A 21,172-nucleotide genomic window follows, 5' to 3' on the forward strand; every position below is an offset into this window, starting at 1 on the left:
ACTAGTTATGAAAAACCTGATTCAAAAATGGAACAGCATCAACCTGATCAAGCGTATCATCTGTGGTCTGATCGTTGGTATCATTCTCGGACTTGCGATCCCTCAGGCATCTGTGATCTCCATTCTCGGTGATCTGTTCGTCGGTGCTCTTCGTGGAATTGCTCCGCTTCTGGTGTTCTTCCTGGTAATGAGCTCTCTGTGCCACATGGGAAAAGGCCAGAAAACAAACATGAAATTCGTTGTTGTACTTTATCTTCTGGGAAATATACTCTCAGCACTGGCAGCTGTGATCTCCAGCCGCCTGTTCCCGATCATGCTGACTTTTTCCGAAAGTACAAATACTTCCGACGTCACTCCGCCAAGCGGTGTTGCAGAGGTCCTCAAAAACCTTCTGATGAACATTGTTTCCAACCCGGTTGACGCACTTGTCAACGCCAACTATATCGGTATCCTTGCATGGGCCATCATCTTCGGTATCGCACTGAAGGCCGCAAGTGAAACTACCAAGACTGTCATCGAAAACATTTCCGATGCAACCTCCACAGCCGTAAAATGGATCATCAGCCTTGCTCCATTTGGTATCATGGGCCTGATCTTCACAACCATCTCCGAGCAGGGACTTAGTGTACTGTTAAGCTATGGCCGTCTGATCTGTGTACTGGTGGGAACCATGCTCTTTGTTGCACTGGTGATCAACCCGATCATTACTTTCATCTGCACACGCCAGAATCCGTATCCGCTGGTTCTGCGCTGCCTGAAGGACAGTGGTATCACAGCCTTCTTTACAAGAAGCTCTGCCGCCAACATTCCGGTAAACATGGAGCTGTGCAAGGATCTCGGACTTGATGAGGATACCTACTCCATCTCCATCCCTCTTGGTGCAACCATCAACATGGGTGGTGCAGCGATCACCATTTCCATCATGGCTCTGGCAGCTGCACATACACTCGGTATCAGCGTAGACTTCCCGACCGCTCTGATCCTCTGCATCCTGGCTGCTGCAAGTGCGGCTGGTGCTTCCGGAGTTGCCGGCGGTTCTCTTCTTCTGATCCCGATGGCCTGCAGCCTTTTCGGAATCCCCAATGATGTTGCCATGCAGGTAGTTGGTGTCGGTTTCATCGTAGGCGTGATCCAGGATTCCTGTGAGACAGCACTGAACTCTTCCACAGACGTACTTTACACAGCATGTGCCTGCAGGATCAGAAAGAATAAATGATCACACTTATAAACCGTCAGTCGGATATTCCTGATCCGCATTTGAGTCAGGCAGATATTTGTAATTGAAGCAGGGGACTCCCTTGATTCGGTTAAAAGGAGCAGATCTTCCGTATTTGGAAAATCTGCTCCTTTTTTGGCTTAGAGCGTGTTTGAAAAAGGCTTTCTGCAAGATGTGCGTCACAATTTGTGGGAGATTTTGTCCGGATGAGGGCGCCGTAGCGGGCTACGGCAACTGAATTCGGGTAAAATATACCGCAAAGTGGGGCGTGCAGATTACGGGAATGATTTTTCAAACACGCTCTAACCTTCAGTTCCTGCAATATCTGCCCCATATAAAATTATCCGTAATCGGTAAATAAAACATCCTCTACATTCGAAAAAGCTTCCAGTTCTCTCCCATCTGCACAGCCAGATATACGATCTCAAAGATCACAGCTACAGATCCAAGCTTAAAAAGCAGGGAATCCACAAGACCTCCTGCCTTACAGAAATCCAGCGCAATGCCTCCCGGCAGCGGATACAGGATCCGTACCCGTTTCCGGTTAAAGCAGTCCAGCACCAGATGTGATACGAATCCAACCACAAAATAAAGGACCAGCTTCACGGACACCATGGATATGGCTGCACTTAAAATGGCCATAGCCATGATCGAATGCATAAATGACCGGTGCGGCTGATTTTTTCCAAAGGCGCAGACTGCGATAAAAATAATAACTCCCATGGCAACCGGCGCCATAGACTGGTTATTGCGGATCTTTTCCCAGATAGAAAAATCATAAAAATAATTCAATGCGATCTCTGCTGCCACAAGCAGTACCGCGATCAGTGTGATCCGGTCCGCATCCTTATGGGATTTGGAGGTTCCTACATCAATGTCGCTGATCAATGCTCCAAGCATTCCTGTTCCTGCCGCAAGTACCAGACCGGAAACCGTAGAGGGCTGTGTAACTGCCAGCACTGTTCCGAGTCCGACTGCCGCGTGTGTTTTTCCTGTCATAATTCTCCCCTTATTGTAAAAAATCTTCCGTTATTCAGGATTATCCACTGCTACAGATCAGACACTCTCTTCTGATCTTCTGCATATATAAATGTATCACTTTATCATTTACCGCAGATCTAAAAATACAATAAGGCAGCTGTCAGCCTTACCTTTTACTGACAGCTGCCTCCACGAAACAGCATTATATCACATAAAAAATTACGATTCTATCTAAAATCTTTCTACTTTCTTTCACGTCCCGTTTAAATGGAATATGTCTCTTGGATCTCTCTTTTAATCAGACCAGTTCATACGTCCGTAGCGAAGTGCAATACCTTGGATCTCTTTCTGAAGCTTCACAGTCAGCTCCCTTTTGCGTATCCTCCACTTCCAGTTCTTTCCTACTGTGGAAGGCTGGTTCATTCTGCAGCTGTTATCCAGTCCCATATAATCCTGCATAGGGATCACACAGAGCTTTGCACTGCTTCTCATAACCAGGCTGATAAAGCATTTATGCAGCTCTTTATCCGGTGTATAGTTATCACAGAGATAATCCCTGGCAAGCTTACGCTCTTTTGCCATAATGCTCTTCCACCATCCGGCGATGGTCTCATTATCATGGGTTCCTGTGTATGCCACACTGTTCTCCGGATAGTTGTGCGGAAGATAATCGTTGGCACAGCCGGAATCTCTGGAATCAAACGCAAACTCCAGGACCTTCATTCCCGGGAATCCACTGTCATGGACAAGCTGACGCACAGAATCTGTCACATAGCCAAGATCCTCCGCAATGACCTGCTTCCAGCCAAGGGCCTGCTCCACTTTGCGGAACAGATCGATCCCGGGACCTTTTTCCCAATGACCGCCAATGGCATTTTCTGCACCGTACGGAATGGAAAAATACTCGTCAAAGCCACGGAAATGATCGATCCTTACCACGTCATAAAGGCGGAATACGTAGCTCAGTCTGGAGATCCACCACTGATATCCTGTATTTCTGTGGTAATCCCAGCGGTACAGTGGATTTCCCCAAAGCTGTCCTGTTGCGGAAAAACCGTCCGGCGGGCATCCGGCTACAGCCACCGGCACATTCTCCTCATCCAGCTGGAAAAGTTCCGGATGAGCCCAGGTATCTGCACTGTCCATAGCTACATAGATCGGGATATCTCCGATGATCTGAATGCCTTTTTCGTTGGCATATTTTTTCAGTTTCATCCACTGCTCATAGAATTTGAACTGCATATACTGCTGGAATTCAATATCAAAATATAATTCTCTGCGATAGTAGTCCATGGCATTTGCCCAGCGAAGGCGGATATCCTCTGCCCATTTTGTCCACTCAACACCGCCGAACTGATCCTTTACTGCCATAAAAAGTGCATAGTCGGAAAGCCACCAGCTGTTTTCTGCAACAAATTTCTGATAATCCGGATTCTCGCTGATGTTGCTGTTTTCGTAAGCTTTGCGGAGAAGCTTGTAACGGCCTTTGTAGATTTTTTCATAGTCTACGCTGTCTGCTCTTCTTCCCCAGCTGACCTTATCACAGTCCTCCTTTGTAAGGACGCCTTCCTCCACCAGTGCCTTCAGGCTGATAAAATACGGATTTCCCGCAAAAGTGGAGAAGGACTGGTACGGAGAATCTCCGTAACTGGTAGGTCCCAGCGGAAGAATCTGCCAGTAGCTCTGTCCCGCTTCCTTCAGCCAGTCCACAAAATCATAGGCACTCTTTGAAAAACATCCGATGCCGTACTCTGACGGCAGGCTTGTGATCGGCATCAGAATGCCGGCTGCTCTTTTATCCATATCTTTTCTCTCCTTATGTTGAGCCCTGCATCTCAGAGCATCTTATCTATTATCCTCTCACGGATGCATATTCATATAATCTACGCAACCGTTTGCGTAAATTATACGTCCGTTTTGCATGAAGTGCAATGCGTTTTTGTCTTTTCTACCTTTCTTACAATTTTTACATCCTGATTTTGTGCAGTTTTTTATTATATCAAACAGAATCTGTCTGCATCTCACTACCTGATTTTCTGTGCATCTGTTTTTACGCAATTTCATGCAATTTTCCGTGCAATATGTTTGACAGTATCCTTGTTATGAACTACAATATCTCTATCAGACTGAGATAAAAAAGCCGGATCAGAGGCATACTTCCGCTTTGATCCGGCATATCCGTGAGGAGGCAAATTTATGGCAGTAACCATCAAAGATGTGGCAGCTCTGGCCGGGGTGTCCCCGTCCACCGTTTCCAGAACCTGCAAAAATAATCCATCTATCAGTGAAGAAACCAAGGAACGTGTACGCAGAGCCATGGTGGAGCTTGGCTATGAGCCGAATTTCCAGGCCAGCAACCTGGCAGCACAGATTTCCCGCTCCATCGGTATCATCCTGCCTCCATCCCCAAAGGAGACATACGAGAATTCCTTTTACCTTGAGACGATCCGGGGGATCAGCCACTACTGTAACGCACATCAGTATATCAGCACCATTGTTACCGGTCAGAATGAAGAAGAGATCCTTAACGCAGTACGTTCCATGTCCAGAAGCGGTAAGGTTGACGGATTTATTGTTCTTTATTCCCGTGTGAATGATCCTGTTATTGATTTTCTTTTCAGTGAAGGACTTCTCTATATCCTGATCGGAAAACCGGCACAATACACCAATCATACGATCTATATCGATAATGACAACCTTCTGGCCGGACAGGAGGCAACGGAGTATCTTTATGCTCTGGGCCACCGGAAGATCGCTTATCTGGGTGTAGATAATTCCCTGGTCTTTTCCGCAGACCGCAAAACCGGCTACATGACTGCGCTGATCAGTCACGGATTAACCGTACAGCCTGAATACTGTATAGAGGTTTCGGCAGCTTCCCAGGATGAGTTTCAGGAGCTTCGAAAGCTGCTTTTAAGCGAGGATCGTCCTACAGCTGTGCTTGTCAGTGATGATATTCTGGCGCTTTCTCTGGAAAGGATCTGTATGGAAGCAGATATCTCCATACCGGAGGATCTGTCCATTCTTTCCTTTAACAACTCACTTTTTGCCAGACTGACTTCGCCTCAGCTGACCTCCATTGATATTAACTCCGGGCAGCTTGGAATGGAAGCAGCCACGCAGATGATCAGTCATATCGAAAATCCGAGCCTTCCGGCCACAAAGATCATTGTACCTCACCAGCTGATCGAAAGGGACAGCTGCCGGAGGATCTGATCTGCTTTCAAACAAAAAACAGGTATCTTCTCCGCTGACTGTGTATTGACCACCACTTATCGATCTGACATTGGTGGTCGATCTACCACCCGGCAAAAAGATACCTGTTTTTCATTTTTTATAATGCTTTCTCATAACACCAGTACATATGTCCCCAGAGTTCACACTCTCCCACGTTCTCAAAATTCAGCTTATCATAAGAACGGAGTGCTTTTACATTGTCCTTCGCAACAAGAAGATGTACAGCTTTATAGCCCCGCTTCTTCAGCTCTTCCATCACACCCTTAAGAAGTTTCCCGGCAATCCCCTGATTCTGGAATTCCTGACATACTCCCACCCGGGAGACCTCCACTGACGGCACCATGGTTTCTGACCAGCATGTGAGACATTCCACATTTGGATCATCATCAATGGAGATCACACCTGCGATATTTCCCGTATCGTCCCGCATACAGAACAGCGCATCTCTGGAAAGATCAAATTCCACTTCTTTTTCTGAAGGATACTCCTCTGTCCACACACAATAGGGCGTCCCCAGCAATGAACGGTACAGCTTCAGAACTGTATCTGCTTCTTCTCTTTTTACACGCTCGAAATTCATTTTATATCCTTTCTCCTCACACTATCTTAGCAATTTGATATTTCCAGGATTTCTCCTGAAAGTATATTCTGCCCAGATCCCGGTTTTGTGAATATTTATATTCTTCCATCAATAATAACACTTTTCACTGCACCCATGTGGAAACAATATTCTCTTTATCATACATTGAAACGCTGTTTCATTTTCTGCAGCGTCCAGGATTTCCAACGCTTTTCGCAAATTCCGGATATCTTTTTCCATGTGATCCACATAGTTTCCCCGGCCAACCAGCTTCAGATGCGTGATCCCTGCCTGCTTCAGCTGATACAGTGCACACAGTCCACAGCCTGTCTCACCACAAAGATATCCGGATTCATCATATGCTTTCAGATCCGGTTCCTGATCCCACGCCTGCTCCTGAAGAGCCATTATTTTTTCCGGAACAGCATCACCATTCCGTACAGTTCCAAGCCAATAGGACACCCTGCAAAGATATCCCATCTCATCACAGTGAAGAGAATTACAGAATGCTCCCGTAAACTGGCACATTTCATTCAGCACAAAGGGCTCGAACTCCATTCCCGCCTCCGGTCGGATCCCGGCCTGTTTTTCCACTTCTCTCTGAGATGCAATAACAGACTGCATATCCCGGAACGTGTTTTTCCGATGAAAGATCAATCTCTTCAGAGGAAAGCGCCGGAACATCTTCAGCATTTCGCTGTTCACTTCCCCTGTCTCTCCGCTGAGATGGATCTCACAGGAAATCCCCCTGTTTTTCAGATAAACAAGAAGCGCCGGATCTGCAATGATATAGCTTCGAAATCCAATTCCCATGCACTTTTCTATGATATCTCCGATCTCCGGATACTGTTCCGGAAGATAATACAGGGAATTGAAGGTGAGATGCACCGGCTTTTTATATTTTTTACCATCCGGGAAAGAATTTCCAGCTCACTGTATGCTCCAAGCTGAACATTACAACAGAGAACCTCCCTGCGATTTAACGGCATTACTGTGCCATATTTTTCCGCCCAGGAAAATGGTACATAGCCACAGAAAAATTCATCTGCTCCTGCCTGCACAAAACGTTCATATTCATCTATGGAGCCTAACCCGGCTGTTATTTTCATACTGTTATCCATGTCCTGTTCCTTTTTCTGCAATGTATTCTTGTCAAACAGATATTCGTGCTCCACCTTCACAGCCTGCTCATCACCTGTCATATATTAACAACAATGCGATCCGGCTTTGTGCCTTTTATATTTTTCCACATTTCAGGTATCTCCGGAAATGTTTTATCCACACCGAACAGGGAATTATACCTCCCTGCCATGTGTAAATGTTCCGGATAAAGAAGTGTGTATTTTTCACAAAATTTCGGACAGTGCTCCGCAAGCTGCTGTGTACCACGATCCCCAGTGGTGCACAAAGCATACAATGGACAATACTGCGAAGTGTTTGTCTGATAAAAAGGCAGATGCAGACTGTTTTTTCCCGGGGGAAGCTCCTGTGGATATCCACAGGACTCCCACTCGTATCTGTGGATATGAAATTCTTCAGCCAGAAAATCCCGATAAAACCCCGCATTCAGGCTGTTTTGCTGAAATAATAAGGTATCACCGGATTTATATTTCATTCGCGGATCCTTTTTTCGTTTATTAAGCAATGTGCCCAGAACAGGATGCAGGCGGGATGTTTTTCCACAGAGCATTTCCACCATGGCCCAGTCATTGACTACGATTTCCACATTCACCCCATGAATACAGCACCAGTTATCCACCTTTTCCAGAAGCTTTCCCACAGACAAAAGCATAAATTCCCGGATATAAGAAAATACCAGTGTGATCTCCGATCCCTCCGAATACACTTTATCCATGATAGAAAAAAGCTGCTCTTCTATCGGAAACAAATTATGGCAGAACTGATTTCCAATATAAAATCTGTCCGGTATCCGGCCTGCAAAATAACTGTGAGTGAGATAATTCTTCTGCCAGTAAGACGCCAGAAAAGCCTGCAGCGGCTGGCACAGATATTCTTCATACAGGGAAGTGCAGTTTAATTCCAGGGCAAACTCTGCATTATCCAAAAGCCTTAATTCTTCTGCACCCATTGTATCCTGTGGATTTCCGGAAGCCTTTTCATTTTCTCTAAAAAACCACCGCTTCTTCTGTTCCTCCAGACTCCTGCAATGCATCTCATCCAGCTCCGCAGGATAACCGGTCAGTGATTTCGCCAGCTCTCCATCGTCTCCATCCAGCTTCAGACGGATATATCTGTTGTACTCTCCGGCCAGACGCCGAACCTCCTGTACATAATCCTTCTGTTCCACTCTCACAGAATATTCCCTGTAAAAATATTTTCCGGTTTTCTTTTCAACTGGCTGTTGATCCTGCAGGCATTGCTCCTCTGCTGCACTCATCCCAAACCTCCGGATCTCCACTCTCCTGTACCCGGCTTTTTTCATATCATAAAAACAGATCAGAAACTGCTCCGGTTCCGGGCATTCCTCTGCCAGCCGAAATCGAAATCCATCTTCACCCAGCTCTGTGATCCGGATTTCTTTGCTATCCATAAAACCGGACAGTAATCCAAATGGTATCATAGAGATCCTCATCAGGAAAGCTTCCTCCCTTCAGGCAAAAAAGGAGATGCCATATGCTCCCATACAGCACCTCCCACTGTTCCTTCTTATTTCACTTCTACTAATTCAATTCTGAAATTCAGCTCTTTACCTGCCATCTCATGATTAGCATCGAAAGTAATGGTTTTTTCATCTTTTGCGTTAACTTTAACCGGGAACGGCTGACCATACTGATTGGAGAGGTATACCTGCTGTCCTACAGTAAGATCCTCAGCACCCGGAAGCTGTTCGATCTCAAGTGTAAAAATCGCATCCGGATTCGGCATACCGTAAGCTTCCTCAGGCATCAGATGAACATCTACCACCTGGCCAACCTCCATGTTTGCAACTGCCGCATCAAAGCCTTTGATCATCTGTCCTGCTCCGCAGATGAATTCCAGTGGCTCGCCACGGTCATAGGAAGAATCGAACTGTGTTCCGTCATTAAAGGTTCCTCTGTAATGTGTACGGCAGGTTTTTCCGACATTAGGGCCTGTGATAGATGGCTGGGAACCACATCCTCCGCCACAGCCTCCGCAGGAATGTCCGTCTTCATGACCGCCGCAGGAGTGTCCATTCTCATGGCTTCCGCAGGAATGTCCATCCTCATGATGGTGATGATCACAATTCACACCTGTGGATACCAGCTCGCCCTTCAGATAAGCATCCACAGCTGTGTCTGCATCTCCCTGTGCTCCGGAACATAACTCAATGCCAGCCTCAGCAAGTGCACTCTGTGCTCCGCCGCCGATTCCTCCACAGATCAGAACGCTGATTCCCTGCTCTGCAAGAAGTCCTGCAAGTGCACCATGTCCGGTGCCATTGGAGCTGATCACTTCACTGGAAACAACCTTGTTATCTTCCACCTCATATACCTTGAAAAACTCCGTTTTTCCAAAGTGCTGAAAAATGTTTCCATTATCGTATGTTGCTGCAATTTTCATTTGTAAAACCCTCCATTAGTCAGATATGTATTATATTAGTATATCGTGCAGGCAGGATAAAAGCAAGGTTTAACTTCTCTCTGCCGGCTCTTGCTGTCATTCAATGAATCCAGTATAATAGAAGCATCTGTAAAAATAAAAGATTTTTTGAATAAGAAGGTTTGAACTAAAATGAAATCATACGAAGAATTACTTTCAGATATTGAAGAAGACATGGAACTCATGGGTTCCTCACACATTGTTTATTCCATGGAAGAGGACGACATTGTTACCGATTATGATTATCTTCCATCCGATTCCTGTACGATCTCCATTACCTTAAAGGAACTTCAGGAAAAGCTTCAGCTGCAGATGCTCTATGCAAAAGTTTCCGCTCATACAGCCGGAGCAGATAAAAATGCCCCGAAATTAGCAGTTGTTTTTCCGGGCATCGGATACACTGCCGACAAGCCGCTTCTGTACTATACCAGCCGCCTTGCCAGCAAACAAGGCTACCAGATCCGCACGGTATCCTATGACAACCTCCCGGAAAATGTCAAAGGAGATCCTGAAAAAATGAAACAGGCCTTTGACCTTGCCCTGGAACAAACAGAACGCTCCTTAGGCAGCATCGACTGGAATTCCTATGGCAACATTCTGTTTATTTCCAAAAGCATTGGTACAGTCATCTCCTCTGCCTATGCTTCCCGACACGATCTGACTGTAAAAAGCATCCTGTTCACGCCTCTTGCAGAGACCTTTTCCTTCCCTCTTGCCGGAAGCATCGCCTTCCACGGCACCGCAGATCCCTGGGCCGAAACCAATTCCATCCGAGAACTGGCAGCACAGAAAGATGTACCTCTCTTTCTCACCCAAAACGCCAACCATTCTCTGGAAACCGGTGATGTACTGACGGATATCTTTATTCTAAAAACCACAATGGAGCGGGTCCAGCGTTTTATTTAACGCCGGTCCGCTTATTTTTCTCCACCCACTAAAAACTGAGGTGTCAGCTTATTCAGCTCACGTTCCATGGAAGTTCTGGAAATATCACTGATGTCCTTCAGGGCAAACACTTTGGAAAAGCCGATCTCCATCATGTAATCCAGATCCCATACCGGACGCTTTTTATCACTCATAAACAGCTTACTGCTGAGCTCTTTCCCTGTTTCCGCATCTTCATGAGCATGGATACCTCTTCCATATTTTTCCCACATAGCAGCATCATGTGCCTCGTAAATCTTTTTCTTTTCTTCATCATAAAGATGCAGATACCAGCAGGCGTCCGATACCAAAAGACGTCCGCCTTTTTTCAGTACACGCAGCCACTCCTTGTAAGCCTTCTGTGGATCGTCCAGCGTCCATGTGATATTTCTGCAGATAACCATATCAAATGTCTCATCCGGGAAATTCAGATTGTGGCAGTCCATAGTCATCAAATCTGCGGATAAACCTGCTGCCTTTACATTTTCCTTTGCTTCATGGATCATATTTTCAGTAATATCGATCCCGGTCACATGATGTCCTTCTTTTCCCAGCATAATTTCAAAAAATCCCGGCCCGCAGCCTACGTCCAGTACTTCCAGATGTTCTTTTTCCGGCGCATACTCCAGAATCAGATTCTTCCAGTTTTCTGCTGTTTCACTTTTCAATTCTGCCTTGATCCCTTCGCTGTAAATGCCAGCTTCTCCTTCCCAGTACTCTTTGATCTTATCGTTTTGCATGTCACTTCTCCTTCTTTGTGGCTACTACAATAAATTTTTTCCCTGATATCCGTATTTCCAGAAATCCATCGTCCATGGTCTGTTTAGCCAGCGGTTCTCTCTGATCTGGATCCTGGCAAAGCGTACCTTTTTTAATATCTGAAAGTCCGCTTCCGGACGCTTCTGCGATGTAAATGGCAGCTTTTCATAAATTCCGCTGTTTTCCTTCACGTCAGATCCATATGTTTTTCTTTCTGTAACATAAATAAGAAAATCAGCAATTTTCATATGGATCTTATTTTTTAATGTGGGTTCGACGGTCCGATAGTCCCCATCAAAATAAATGATCCTTCCACCTGGTTTTAATACAGCCTTCCAGCGTCTGAAAGCTTTTTCCGGATCATATAATGTCCACACCGCATCTCTGGAAAGTATCACATCATAGCTTTGTTCCTGTTCCAATGGCAAAGTTACACCATCTTCCTCACAGATTTCCACCTGCTGATGATACTGCCGCATATTCCTTCTGGCTTTTTCTACCATTCCTGATGAACCATCGATCGCTTTTACATCATGTCCCAGACGCGCTGCTATGATGCTCATAAAACCCGGGCCGCAGCCCACTTCTAAAATACGAAGGGGCTCAGGTCCAAGAAGTCTTTTCAATTCTTTTGTCCAGTAAGATACCGTTCTTTTGTTACTCAATTGTTTTTGGATCATATCATCATAATCACCGGAATCTTCTGTCCATTTATTCTCGATCTTTTCAAACATTTTTTACTCCACTACATCCAGTGTTGCCCAGTTAATGCCTTCATAGGCAGTCGGTGCAAGCTCTACATTGGTCAGTCTGGTATTGTTATAGATATAATCACGGTTCGGATAATACAGCGGCACTGTTACTGCCTGATCATTGATACGTGTGAGGATCTTATCGTATAATTCCGTACGCTTTTCTTCATCCTGTGTCTTTAATACTTCTCCGAGATCTTTGTTCAGCTCCTCATCGTACCAGTTTACTGCCTTTGCTCCATCTTCCGCATAGAACATTGATTTTAGGAATCCATGAGGCATCCAGGAATCTTCATAGCTGCGGTAAATGCACAGATCGTAATCTCTGGTGTTCCAGATCTCATCATAGTAAGCTGCGGATTCTTTTTCTACCAGTTCAATACCTACACCGACCTTCTCATATTCAGATTTCAGGAATTCACAAAGAGATTTCCATGAAGCATATTCTTCAGTCTGGAATACCAGTCTGAGGCTCAGTGGTTCTCCGTCTTTTTCTACAATACCATCTCCATCTGTATCCTCATATCCTGCTTCCTTTAACAGTTCCTTTGCTTTATCCGGATCATATGGATAGCCCTTGCTGTTTTCTTCTGTTACATAAGGAACTGTCGGAGACATAAGTCCGGTTGCCGGATTGCCGTAACCATCCAGCAGATCATTTACAATGCTTTCTTTATTTGTTGCATAATTCAGTGCCTGACGTACGTTTATATCCTGAAGCGCCGGTGTATCATAATTTTCAATCAGATAGTAAGAAAGTGTGGAAACCTGCTGTTCTGTCGATAAATTTTTATCTGCCTGGATAATACTGAAGCTTTCGGATGGAATATCCTGAAGATTCAGATCTGCCTCTCCACTCTGAAGCGCCATCACTCTGGCATCACCGTCTACCACCTGTTTCAGAACTACTTTATCAATATTTGGTTTCTCACCGTAATAATTAGGATTTGGTACCAGGACAACCTCCTGACCGCTTTCATAACTGTCGATCATCCACATTCCGGTACCCACTTCCTGACAAAATTCTCCGTCTTCATCCAGTGCACTTTCACAGGTGAAACGGAATGGTCTTGGATAGCTGAATTCGATCAGCAGTGTATAGCATGGTTCTGCGAACTTAAATTCTACAGTATAATCATCTACCTTTGTAACATTTTCCAGTTTGGCTGAAAAGTTACCGGTCACATCCTGTTCCACCCATCTGTTATAATTCCACATCACATTGTCTGCATTAAACACTGTACCGTCTGAGAATTTCACATCTTTTCTTAAATGAAACGTATAGGTTGTGCCATCTTTACTGATATCCCAAGATTCTGCCAATGCCGGTTTAATTTCTCCATTTTCTCCATAACGCACCAGTGGATCATAGATCATTTCATAAAGACGAAAGTCCGGACCACTTTTTATAGGGTCACAAAGTTCAGGAGTCAGATCAATGGATGTCATTGCCGTAACTACTTTTTCCTCTTTTGCCTGTACATTGACACCTGTCAGTAAAGTTGCCGCCACCATGCTCAATACTATCAATTTTGCTACACGTCTTTTCTTCATTTCTTCCTCTCCTTTGTTTGTTTTATATTTTACAGCATATGACATGCCGCAAAATGTCCTGTTTCAATTTCTGTCAATTCCGGTATATGCTCTCTGCATATATTTGTACATCTTCTGCACCGGTTCTGATATGGGCAGCCCTGTTCCGGAATGGTATCTGAAAATATTTTCTTTTCCTGCGATCCGATTCTTCGCATTTTCGGTTCTTTTACCGGAATAGAATCAAACAGATCTTTTGTATAAGGATGTACGGCAGTCTCCTTTAAGCTGTCCGTATGATCAATAAACTCGACCACGCGTCCCTGATACATAATAGCCACCTCTTTGCAGAGATATGGAACGTTGGACAGATCGTGAGTGATCAGTAAATAGGTCATCTCATATTTTTCCTGCAGCTCATTTAACAGATGCAGGATCTGCTTTCGTATGGAATAATCCAGACTGGATACCGGTTCATCACAGATCACAAGTTCCGGTCTTAATACCAATGCTCTCGCAATATTAGCTCTCTGACACTGACCTCCTGAAATCTGTCCAACATAACGGTTGCGGATATCCGGATCAAGCCCCGTCTGGATCAAAGCCTCCTTTACTCGCTCTTCATACTCACCCTCTTGCAGTTTTTCATGTAATTTCAAAATTTCCAGAATATTTTCTCCAATGGTATAACCGGGATCAAATACCCCGCTGCTGCTTTGAAAGACCATCTGAAGATTCTTGCGATATGGACGAAACTGCTTTTCAGACAAATCCTGCATTTCCTGTCCCTGAAACCAGAATTTTCCATCTGTAGGTTTCTCCAGGCCGGCGATCAGCTTTCCGAATGTAGTTTTACCACTTCCACTTTCACCGATCAGGGCCATGGATGATCCTGCATGGATTTCCAGACTTACATCATCCACTGCCTTCACAATTTTTTTCTTGCCATAATATTTTTTAAATGTTCTGTCTTTAGTAACGTACTCATACTTTTCCCCTATAAAACTGCATCCAACAGTTTTTTTGTATATGAATGCTGCGGATGATAAAAGATCTCTTCAACCGTTCCGTTTTCCACTATTTCGCCGTCTTTCATGATCGAAACATCATCTGCGATCTCTGCCACCACACCCAGATCATGCGTAATAAATAACACGCCCAGATTTTCTTTCCTGGATAGCTGATAGATTTCTTCCAGGATCTGCTTCTGTACGGTTACATCCAAGGCTGTCGTTGGCTCATCTGCGATCAGATAATCCGGTTTCATGGACATGGCAATGGCGATCATAACACGTTGGCACATACCACCAGACAATTCGTAAGGTTTTTTCTTCATCAGTTCTTCCGGATCACGCAGATTCATCATCCGCAGACTTTCCAACGCTGCTTCCCTTGCCTGTTTTTTGCTCATTCTGCGATGTTTTCTCAGTCCTTCCAGAAGCAGTTGTTCAACTGTAAAAAGCGGATCAAGAGCAGCAGTCGGATCCTGAAAGATCATTCCGATCCTGTCTCCGTATAACTGTCGTTTTTCTTTTCCTGATAACTTCAGAAGACTCTTTTCGTTCAGTGTCACATCTCCGGATATCACCTTTCCATTTCCTGCAAGCAGATTCATGATCGTCAGAGAGGTAACTGACTTGCCGCTTCCACTTTCTCCCACCAGAGCATGGATCCTTCCGCGTTTTACTTCCAGGCTGACATCTTTTACTGCATGAACCATTCCGTGAGATGTCTGAAACTCCACATGTAGTCTTTTTACCCTTAGGACATCATTTTTGGGCTGTTCCATTCTGTATTCCCTCCCCCAGATAATTAAATGCCAGAACAATGATCATGATCAGTATGCCCGGATAAAACATCAGTCTTGGATAAGTCTGGATATAACTTCTACTGTCACTGAGCATGATCCCCCATTCCGGTGTCGGTGCCTGCACACCAAGGCCGATAAAGGAAAAACCGGCAATTGACAGAATGATCGAACCGATTTCCATTGTTGCCAGTGCGATCACAGATGGCAGGATATTTCTCAATACATGCCTGAATATGATCCTTGCGTGGCCGCAGCCGCCGGCTTTTAGTGCGGTCATATAATTTTTATTTTTTCCTGAAGTGTCAATGCTCGGGCAAGCCTTGCATATTCTGCCCAGGATACGACCGATAAGGACAGAATCAGATGAGCGCCGCTGGCTCCTACGGTTCCTGCAATGGCAAGTGCCACAATAAAGACCGGCATAGCCATAAATACATCAATGATCCTCATAATTATGGAATCGATTTTTCCACCTACATATCCGGCAAACAGTCCGATCGGCACCCCGACACATACAGTGATCAGAAGCACCGTAAAGCTATAGCTCAGTGAATACCGGCTGCCCCAGAGAAGTCTTGATAAAATACATCGTCCCAGCTGATCAGTACCTAAAGGATATGCCGCCGACGGATTCTTTAATTTTATCGAAACATCCACAAGCAGTGGATCATGCGGCGCCAGTACAGGTGCAAAAATAGCTGCCAATGCAAAAATTATGACCACCATCAATCCTATTTTTGTTTTCGGTGACCGGAATACCTGTTTCCAGTACAGATTCTGGATCATGCTTTTTTCTGTTTTCTGCTTTCTTCTGCTTCCCATTCTATGATCTCTCCTTTACTTTAACTGGATTCGCCGGTCAATCGCAGAATAGGCGATATCCACAAGAAAATTTAATACTACAATGCCAACAGCCAGAATAAAGATAAAACATTGCAGCACCGGAGTGTCTTTTGAGATCACGGATTTCAATGCCAGATTTCCGATTCCCTGAATTGAAAAAATACTTTCTATCACAGCTGAGCCACAGAAAAAACCGATCACAATTGATACCAGACGTGTCAGCACAGGAATCAGGATATTTTTCAGACCATGACGCAAAATTACATTTACAGATGACAATCCCTTAGCTCTGCTGGCACGTATGTAATCCTGCTTCAGCACCTGTATCATATTGGTACGGATCAATCTCGTCATAATTCCAAAGAAACTGATATCCATGGCAAATGCCGCAAGAATCGGGATGCCTCCGGCATCTCCTCCGATCACGGAAATCACTTTTAGCTTTACTCCAAATATATAGAGCAGCATCAGACCGATCCAGAAAGACGGCATAGATACACTGAGGGACGACAAAATGCGAATGACTTTATCCAGAACTCTGTTTTCATAAATTGCCGACAAAATTCCAAGAGGGACTGACACGATCATCAACAATAAAAACGAAGTAACTGCCAGTTTAAATGTCTGTGGAAAATATCTTTTTAATTCCTCAAAAGCCGGTTTTCTGGTAGAATATGATTTTCCAAAATCGCCATGAAGTGCCTGATCCAGCCATTTCCCGTATTGTACCAGCACCGGCTGATCCAGTCCTTCCTCATGCCGTACTTCTTCTACCTGCTCCGGTGACGGATGCTCATATTTTTTCTCCGCCAGCACTCTGGCCGCATCACCTGCCGATATAAAACTCAGCATAAAAATAATAAATGTAACCGCCAGCACTACCGGAATCATAAATATAAAACGCTTTGCAATTACTTTTCCCATTTTCATTTCTCCTCATTTTTCATCTGTTTATTCGGTTAAAATAAAAAAAGCTGATATGATCCAGCATCATATCAGCACAAAAAACAAACCTCTACCTCAGGCAGAGCTTATTCCTTCTGTATCCCATCCGAATCAGAATTCTTCTGTCAAAAAGGCAAGTCTCCTGACTCCAGTTCTTCCTACTTACCATCTTCCCGGATCTCTCCAGTGATATTTTGGTTTTCGTCCCTGTCACAGTAGCGGTGGCTGTTCTGGCATTTCACCAGATTCCTTATTAAGTACTTTGTACACCCTTCTGACTATTCAATTTTCATAGTTGCAATGAATAAATATTATAATATCATACTTTTCTTTTTATATAAATAGTTTTTTGTCAAATATAAAATATCTGAACATTTCATAGTGAAACCCGGATATTTTCTGCCTGTATTATTATAAATCTCTTAAGTAAATAACATTATGTATGAACGGTGACTTCTTTATATTTCCGTATAATGATCATATAACTTACGAATAATAAAACAGCTGCGCTGCTCCATGCACAGATCTCTGCATAGTATATTCCATCTTCACCGATCAGTTTTGGCAGCAGCAGCGCAACACTGACACGCATTATAAATTCTGCAATGCCGCTGGCAAGCGGAATCAAAGTATTACCCAGGCCCTGGATAGCAGAACGATACACATACAGCAGATACAGCACCCACAAAAAGACAGCCATGATAAACAAATACTTATATGCTATATCCAATACCTGTCGGGTCTGATCCGGTTCACCGGATACAAACAGGGACAGTACATTACGTCCAAACAGTACCATCATGCCGGAAATGAAAGCCGAAGTGAGCACTGCCATATAAGTGCCGCTGCGCACGCCTTTTCGAATCCTCTGGTATTTTTTTGCACCAAGATTCTGGCCCACATAGGTTGTAATAGCATATCCATATGAAACGGCAGCCATCTCCAAAACCCCATACAGCTTGTTCGATGCCGTAAATCCCGCCACAAACAGAAAACCAAATCCATTGATCACATACTGTACCACAAGTCCTCCCACGGAGATGATCACATTCTGTATCGCAAGAGGAACCGCCAGTTCCAAAAGCCGCAGGCTCATAGAGGGCTGCCTGTAAAAGTCCTTCTTTTCCAGGCGGATATCCGGGATTTTACGTAATACGATCAAACAGTACAAGGCTGAAAATCCCTGTGCGATAACGGTCGCCACTGCTGCTCCGGCTATACCCCAGCCAAAAACCGCCACAAACAACAGATCCAGTCCCACATTGATCACTGCCGCCACTGTCATTGCGATCAACGGAGATCTGCTGTTTCCAAGTGCCCGAAGGATCGCTGCAAATATATTATAAGCAGCTATGATCGGGATTCCCGCAAAAATCAGCCGCAAATATAGCATTGTCAGATCAATGACATTATCCGGTGTCTGTAAAAATAAAAGAACATGATAAACTGTACCTTCACTTACTGCGAGTACGACCACAGACAGTAATGCTGTCATGATATAGCTTTTCGCTACTGCACATTTCAGATTTTCCTTTTCCCTTGCTCCATAATACTGAGATACAAGAATAGAAAAACCCTGTGTGATACCTGTCATGATCCCCAACACCAGCCATACCAGCCAATCTCCGGCACCTACTGCCGCCAGTGCCTTAACTCCTACCACTTGTCCGACGATCATGGTGTCTGCCATTGTATAAAACTGCTGAAAAATATTTCCAAGCATCATTGGTATGGCAAAAGTTATGATCAGTTTTCCGGGAGATCCGGCAGTCATATCTTTTTCATTAGTTCCCATAAGAGTCTCCTTTTCTTTTCATCCTTGACCGCTATTTTACAAGGGACTCTTACGAAACACAAGCCTATTTTTTCACAAAGTTTTTCTCATATTTTTGGTAGCTATTACATCTTTATGATCATTATTTTTAATGGATCATTTTTGCCACGCCTATCTTAAAACTCTTTCTTCTTCATAGCGCTCATACTATACTTATACGAAGCAAACCATATAAGCAGACTTAGCACAATAAGGGCAATCGCAATTTCAAGATCCCCTATTCCACCTATCACATGCAGAATAATTTCTTTTAATCCCAAGTTAGCCTTCACAAAAAATCCAATTGTATAACAAATTGCAAAAATAATTAAAATTGCGATTGGCAGCACAATTCGCCCTTTCTCTCCTTCGAACCTTATCCTGATCGCGATCATAATTCCCGCAATTGCCTGAAACACAAAAAATGTGATCAACTCCATTGCCAGCATTTCCAGATCAAACACCTCTTCAGGATTTATGAGTACCATAATTCCTGCACAGATCATTCCAATGCACCATCCACATGCTGTCATGATAAAGGAAAAATATATTTTTCTCTGACATATATTTTTTATTTACGGGTAAAGAAAATAAATATGTGTAACCATGGCCATTTTCATCATAACTGATCGTATTACCTGAATATATCGCCAGAACAGATGGGATATACATTGCAATGAAAGCAGCTGCCGTTTTTCCTGTAAGTATAAAAAACAATGCTACAAACACTAACACCAAAAAAGATTACCACCCTGTCGAAAAAACAATCGAAAATCCTTTTCCAAAAGCCCTCTGATTCCTTTCATCATCTTTCGCCCCCTGTCAACATCAGGATCACCTGATCGAGTGATCCGCTCTCTACTACGATTTCCGGATAATTTTCTATATAATACTGCTTCTCGTTCGTCAGACAGGCAACTCCAAAAAACTCTTTTTTCTCTTTCAAAAGATACCTTTTATCCACTGCCTGATATTGTTCCTCACTGACTTTCAACACTGCATATTTTTCAAGAATCGTATCCATCGCTTCATGAAGTATGATCTTTCCTTTATGTATCACATAAATGTCATCACACAGATGTTCTAAGTCCGAAGAAATATGTGAACTGATCAGGATACTTCTCTCCGGCTCTTCTTCCATATACTCTCTTAAAATATCCAGCATCCTTTCCCTCGCTCCGACATCAAGCCCTGCTGTCGGCTCATCCAGCATCAGGAATTCTGCCTGATGTGTCAATGCAATGATCAGATTCAGCTTTGCTTTCATTCCTGTTGAGTACTCTTTTATAAATTTATCCAACGGAATCTGATATTCTTCACACATCTGATGAAATTTTTCTGCTTCAAACTTTGGATATAATTTGGCAAGGACTGCCTCAACATCTTTCCCTTTCAAGTATCCACTGAATCCGGTTTCTGCCAGGACAACTCCCAGCTCTTCTTTCTCTTTTTCACTTAACTCTTCCGGTATTTTTCCCAGGATCTTTATCTCACCGGCATCATAAGAAATGAGTCCGAGCACTGCCTTGAACAAAGTACTCTTACCGGCTCCGTTCTCTCCAACCAGACCGGTGATTCTTCCTTTTTCTACATTTAACGAACAGTCTAACTGAAATTCACCGTAGCTTTTCTTTACTCCTTTGATCTCCAACATAATCATTCATCCTCCATGATGAGTTCAAACAACGAACGGATCTCTTCCTCTTTCATTCCGCAGCGCCTTCCCTTCTGAATTGCTGCTTCCAGATCCGCCTCAACCTCTTTCCTGCGCTCTTCTTCCATCAGCTGTGTATTCGAAGCCGCTACATACGTTCCTTTCCCATGAACTGTGACTGTCATGCCCTCTGCTTCCAGATTGTCATATGCTTTCTTCACAGTAAGTGCACTGATCTTCAATTCCTTTGCCATTGTTCTCACGGACGGCAATATATCATTTTCTTTTAACTCTCCGGAGATGATCTGCGCCTTGATCTGCTCCATGATCTGTTCATAAATTGGTACCATCGATGTATTATTGATTATAATCTTCATATGTTCCCTCCTGTTGCAAACAGTATATAACAGTATAATACTGTTGTCAACTGTTATATACTGTTTTGCAGTAGTTGACTGCCGGGATATATTTTTTAGCACGAAAAAAGCACCTCTCGGTTTTCTGATTATTAACTCTGAGAAGTGCTCTTGTTTTATATCTAAT

At 43.9% G+C, this 21,172-nt stretch carries 21 protein-coding genes, 3 pseudogenes and 1 riboswitch; of the genes and pseudogenes, 4 read left to right on the forward strand and 20 right to left on the reverse strand.

All coding sequences use genetic code 11. The features are described 5' to 3' along the window. Positions 1-7 precede the first annotated feature (7 nt). Positions 8-1,216, forward strand: a complete 1,209-nt coding sequence (gene sstT, locus CK1_RS12915) for a serine/threonine transporter SstT (protein WP_015526656.1) — start codon at positions 8-10, stop codon at positions 1,214-1,216. A 91-nt stretch (positions 1,217-1,307) separates the two neighbouring features. Here the strand turns inward: sstT and CK1_RS18425 are convergent. Continuing rightward, positions 1,308-1,451: pseudogene (locus CK1_RS18425) on the reverse strand (DUF6783 domain-containing protein); the annotation flags it as partial. Between CK1_RS18425 and CK1_RS18430 the strand changes: the two are divergent. After that, a pseudogene (locus CK1_RS18430) lies at positions 1,389-1,577 on the forward strand (DUF6783 domain-containing protein). The pseudogenes CK1_RS18425 and CK1_RS18430 sit on opposite strands and share 63 nt — an antisense overlap. 8 nt (positions 1,578-1,585) lie before the next feature. Here the strand turns inward: CK1_RS18430 and CK1_RS12920 are convergent. Next, a complete protein-coding gene (locus tag CK1_RS12920) occupies positions 1,586-2,215 on the reverse strand; it encodes a metal-dependent hydrolase (protein WP_015526657.1) in 630 nt (209 codons plus the stop codon). A gap of 276 nt (positions 2,216-2,491) precedes the next feature. Beyond that, positions 2,492-4,000, reverse strand: a complete 1,509-nt coding sequence (gene malQ / locus CK1_RS12925; RefSeq protein ID WP_015526658.1) for a 4-alpha-glucanotransferase — start codon at positions 3,998-4,000, stop codon at positions 2,492-2,494. Between the two features lie 393 nt (positions 4,001-4,393). On the opposite strand from malQ, the gene CK1_RS12930 reads away from it, so the two are divergent. Then, positions 4,394-5,413, forward strand: coding sequence for a LacI family DNA-binding transcriptional regulator (locus CK1_RS12930; protein WP_015526659.1), 1,020 nt, complete (start codon positions 4,394-4,396; stop codon positions 5,411-5,413). Positions 5,414-5,531: 118 nt separating this feature from the next. Here the strand turns inward: CK1_RS12930 and CK1_RS12935 are convergent, their stop codons facing one another. The 5 genes from CK1_RS12935 to CK1_RS12955 form a co-directional block, all read right to left on the reverse strand. Next, positions 5,532-6,014: a GNAT family N-acetyltransferase gene (locus CK1_RS12935; RefSeq protein ID WP_015526660.1), complete on the reverse strand. Its 483-nt coding sequence runs from the start codon at positions 6,012-6,014 to the stop codon at positions 5,532-5,534. 108 nt (positions 6,015-6,122) lie between these two features. Next, positions 6,123-6,902 carry a U32 family peptidase gene (locus CK1_RS12940; RefSeq protein ID WP_502685105.1) on the reverse strand — a complete coding sequence of 260 codons (780 nt, stop codon included), beginning with the start codon at positions 6,900-6,902 and terminating at the stop codon, positions 6,123-6,125. Next, positions 6,836-7,189, reverse strand: a complete 354-nt coding sequence (locus tag CK1_RS12945) for a hypothetical protein (RefSeq protein ID WP_306288916.1) — start codon at positions 7,187-7,189, stop codon at positions 6,836-6,838. Before CK1_RS12945 ends, CK1_RS12940 begins: the two co-directional genes overlap by 67 nt. Before the next feature lie 23 nt (positions 7,190-7,212). Next, positions 7,213-8,595, reverse strand: a complete 1,383-nt coding sequence (locus tag CK1_RS12950; RefSeq protein WP_173722995.1) for a hypothetical protein — start codon at positions 8,593-8,595, stop codon at positions 7,213-7,215. Positions 8,596-8,681: 86 nt separating this feature from the next. Beyond that, on the reverse strand, positions 8,682-9,557 hold the full coding sequence (locus CK1_RS12955; protein WP_015526664.1) for an FKBP-type peptidyl-prolyl cis-trans isomerase: 876 nt from the start codon (positions 9,555-9,557) through the stop codon (positions 8,682-8,684). 171 nt (positions 9,558-9,728) lie between these two features. On the opposite strand from CK1_RS12955, the gene CK1_RS12960 reads away from it, so the two are divergent. Beyond that, positions 9,729-10,502, forward strand: coding sequence for an alpha/beta hydrolase (locus CK1_RS12960; RefSeq protein ID WP_015526665.1), 774 nt, complete (start codon positions 9,729-9,731; stop codon positions 10,500-10,502). 11 nt (positions 10,503-10,513) lie between these two features. Here the strand turns inward: CK1_RS12960 and CK1_RS12965 are convergent, their stop codons facing one another. The 12 genes and pseudogenes from CK1_RS12965 to CK1_RS13020 all read right to left on the reverse strand — a co-directional run bounded on the left by CK1_RS12965 (position 10,514) and on the right by CK1_RS13020 (position 21,006). Then, on the reverse strand, positions 10,514-11,260 hold the full coding sequence (locus CK1_RS12965; RefSeq protein WP_015526666.1) for a class I SAM-dependent methyltransferase: 747 nt from the start codon (positions 11,258-11,260) through the stop codon (positions 10,514-10,516). Between the two features lie 24 nt (positions 11,261-11,284). Next, positions 11,285-12,013 (reverse strand): class I SAM-dependent methyltransferase, encoded by a 729-nt coding sequence (locus CK1_RS12970; RefSeq protein ID WP_015526667.1) that lies wholly within the window; start codon positions 12,011-12,013, stop codon positions 11,285-11,287. A 3-nt stretch (positions 12,014-12,016) separates the two neighbouring features. Beyond that, on the reverse strand, positions 12,017-13,585 hold the full coding sequence (locus tag CK1_RS12975) for a nickel ABC transporter substrate-binding protein (protein ID WP_110103192.1): 1,569 nt from the start codon (positions 13,583-13,585) through the stop codon (positions 12,017-12,019). Between the two features lie 29 nt (positions 13,586-13,614). Continuing rightward, on the reverse strand, positions 13,615-14,496 hold the full coding sequence (locus tag CK1_RS12980; protein ID WP_306288917.1) for an oligopeptide/dipeptide ABC transporter ATP-binding protein: 882 nt from the start codon (positions 14,494-14,496) through the stop codon (positions 13,615-13,617). Between the two features lie 65 nt (positions 14,497-14,561). Further along, entirely contained in the window at positions 14,562-15,353 is a 792-nt protein-coding gene (locus tag CK1_RS12985; protein WP_015526669.1) for an ABC transporter ATP-binding protein, read from the reverse strand. Then, entirely contained in the window at positions 15,334-15,651 is a 318-nt protein-coding gene (locus CK1_RS12990) for an ABC transporter permease subunit (protein WP_015526670.1), read from the reverse strand. Before CK1_RS12990 ends, CK1_RS12985 begins: the two co-directional genes overlap by 20 nt. Further along, entirely contained in the window at positions 15,648-16,196 is a 549-nt protein-coding gene (locus CK1_RS12995) for an ABC transporter permease (protein WP_015526671.1), read from the reverse strand. The genes CK1_RS12990 and CK1_RS12995 overlap by 4 nt, the downstream gene beginning before the upstream one ends. Before the next feature lie 15 nt (positions 16,197-16,211). Next, positions 16,212-17,141, reverse strand: a complete 930-nt coding sequence (locus CK1_RS13000; RefSeq protein ID WP_015526672.1) for an ABC transporter permease — start codon at positions 17,139-17,141, stop codon at positions 16,212-16,214. A 136-nt stretch (positions 17,142-17,277) separates the two neighbouring features. After that, positions 17,278-17,451: riboswitch (cobalamin riboswitch) on the reverse strand. A 147-nt stretch (positions 17,452-17,598) separates the two neighbouring features. Further along, entirely contained in the window at positions 17,599-18,957 is a 1,359-nt protein-coding gene (locus CK1_RS13005; protein WP_015526673.1) for an MATE family efflux transporter, read from the reverse strand. A gap of 155 nt (positions 18,958-19,112) precedes the next feature. After that, a pseudogene (locus CK1_RS13010) lies at positions 19,113-19,710 on the reverse strand (ABC-2 transporter permease). Between the two features lie 70 nt (positions 19,711-19,780). Then, a complete protein-coding gene (locus CK1_RS13015; RefSeq protein ID WP_147603685.1) occupies positions 19,781-20,629 on the reverse strand; it encodes an ABC transporter ATP-binding protein in 849 nt (282 codons plus the stop codon). A 2-nt stretch (positions 20,630-20,631) separates the two neighbouring features. Beyond that, positions 20,632-21,006, reverse strand: coding sequence for a GntR family transcriptional regulator (locus tag CK1_RS13020; protein WP_015526677.1), 375 nt, complete (start codon positions 21,004-21,006; stop codon positions 20,632-20,634). Positions 21,007-21,172: the final 166 nt, after the last annotated feature.

This window comes from Ruminococcus sp. SR1/5 (genome assembly GCF_000209835.1).
GTDB classification, from domain to species: domain Bacteria; phylum Bacillota; class Clostridia; order Lachnospirales; family Lachnospiraceae; genus Blautia_A; species Blautia_A fusiformis.

Excerpts from the sequence above, each read along its gene's own strand:
- sstT (WP_015526656.1), top strand. The coding sequence starts at position 8 with ATGAAAAACCTGATTCAAAAATGGAACAGCATCAACCTGATCAAGCGT.
- CK1_RS12920 (WP_015526657.1), bottom strand. The coding sequence starts at position 2,215 with ATGACAGGAAAAACACACGCGGCAGTCGGACTCGGAACAGTGCTGGCA.
- malQ (WP_015526658.1), bottom strand. The coding sequence starts at position 4,000 with ATGGATAAAAGAGCAGCCGGCATTCTGATGCCGATCACAAGCCTGCCG.
- CK1_RS12930 (WP_015526659.1), top strand. The coding sequence starts at position 4,394 with ATGGCAGTAACCATCAAAGATGTGGCAGCTCTGGCCGGGGTGTCCCCG.
- CK1_RS12935 (WP_015526660.1), bottom strand. The coding sequence starts at position 6,014 with ATGAATTTCGAGCGTGTAAAAAGAGAAGAAGCAGATACAGTTCTGAAG.
- CK1_RS12950 (WP_173722995.1), bottom strand. The coding sequence starts at position 8,595 with ATGATACCATTTGGATTACTGTCCGGTTTTATGGATAGCAAAGAAATC.
- CK1_RS12955 (WP_015526664.1), bottom strand. The coding sequence starts at position 9,557 with ATGAAAATTGCAGCAACATACGATAATGGAAACATTTTTCAGCACTTT.
- CK1_RS12960 (WP_015526665.1), top strand. The coding sequence starts at position 9,729 with ATGAAATCATACGAAGAATTACTTTCAGATATTGAAGAAGACATGGAA.
- CK1_RS12965 (WP_015526666.1), bottom strand. The coding sequence starts at position 11,260 with ATGCAAAACGATAAGATCAAAGAGTACTGGGAAGGAGAAGCTGGCATT.
- CK1_RS12970 (WP_015526667.1), bottom strand. The coding sequence starts at position 12,013 with ATGTTTGAAAAGATCGAGAATAAATGGACAGAAGATTCCGGTGATTAT.
- CK1_RS12975 (WP_110103192.1), bottom strand. The coding sequence starts at position 13,585 with ATGAAGAAAAGACGTGTAGCAAAATTGATAGTATTGAGCATGGTGGCG.
- CK1_RS12985 (WP_015526669.1), bottom strand. The coding sequence starts at position 15,353 with ATGGAACAGCCCAAAAATGATGTCCTAAGGGTAAAAAGACTACATGTG.
- CK1_RS12990 (WP_015526670.1), bottom strand. The coding sequence starts at position 15,651 with ATGACCGCACTAAAAGCCGGCGGCTGCGGCCACGCAAGGATCATATTC.
- CK1_RS12995 (WP_015526671.1), bottom strand. The coding sequence starts at position 16,196 with ATGGGAAGCAGAAGAAAGCAGAAAACAGAAAAAAGCATGATCCAGAAT.
- CK1_RS13000 (WP_015526672.1), bottom strand. The coding sequence starts at position 17,141 with ATGGGAAAAGTAATTGCAAAGCGTTTTATATTTATGATTCCGGTAGTG.
- CK1_RS13005 (WP_015526673.1), bottom strand. The coding sequence starts at position 18,957 with ATGGGAACTAATGAAAAAGATATGACTGCCGGATCTCCCGGAAAACTG.
- CK1_RS13015 (WP_147603685.1), bottom strand. The coding sequence starts at position 20,629 with ATGTTGGAGATCAAAGGAGTAAAGAAAAGCTACGGTGAATTTCAGTTA.
- CK1_RS13020 (WP_015526677.1), bottom strand. The coding sequence starts at position 21,006 with ATGAAGATTATAATCAATAATACATCGATGGTACCAATTTATGAACAG.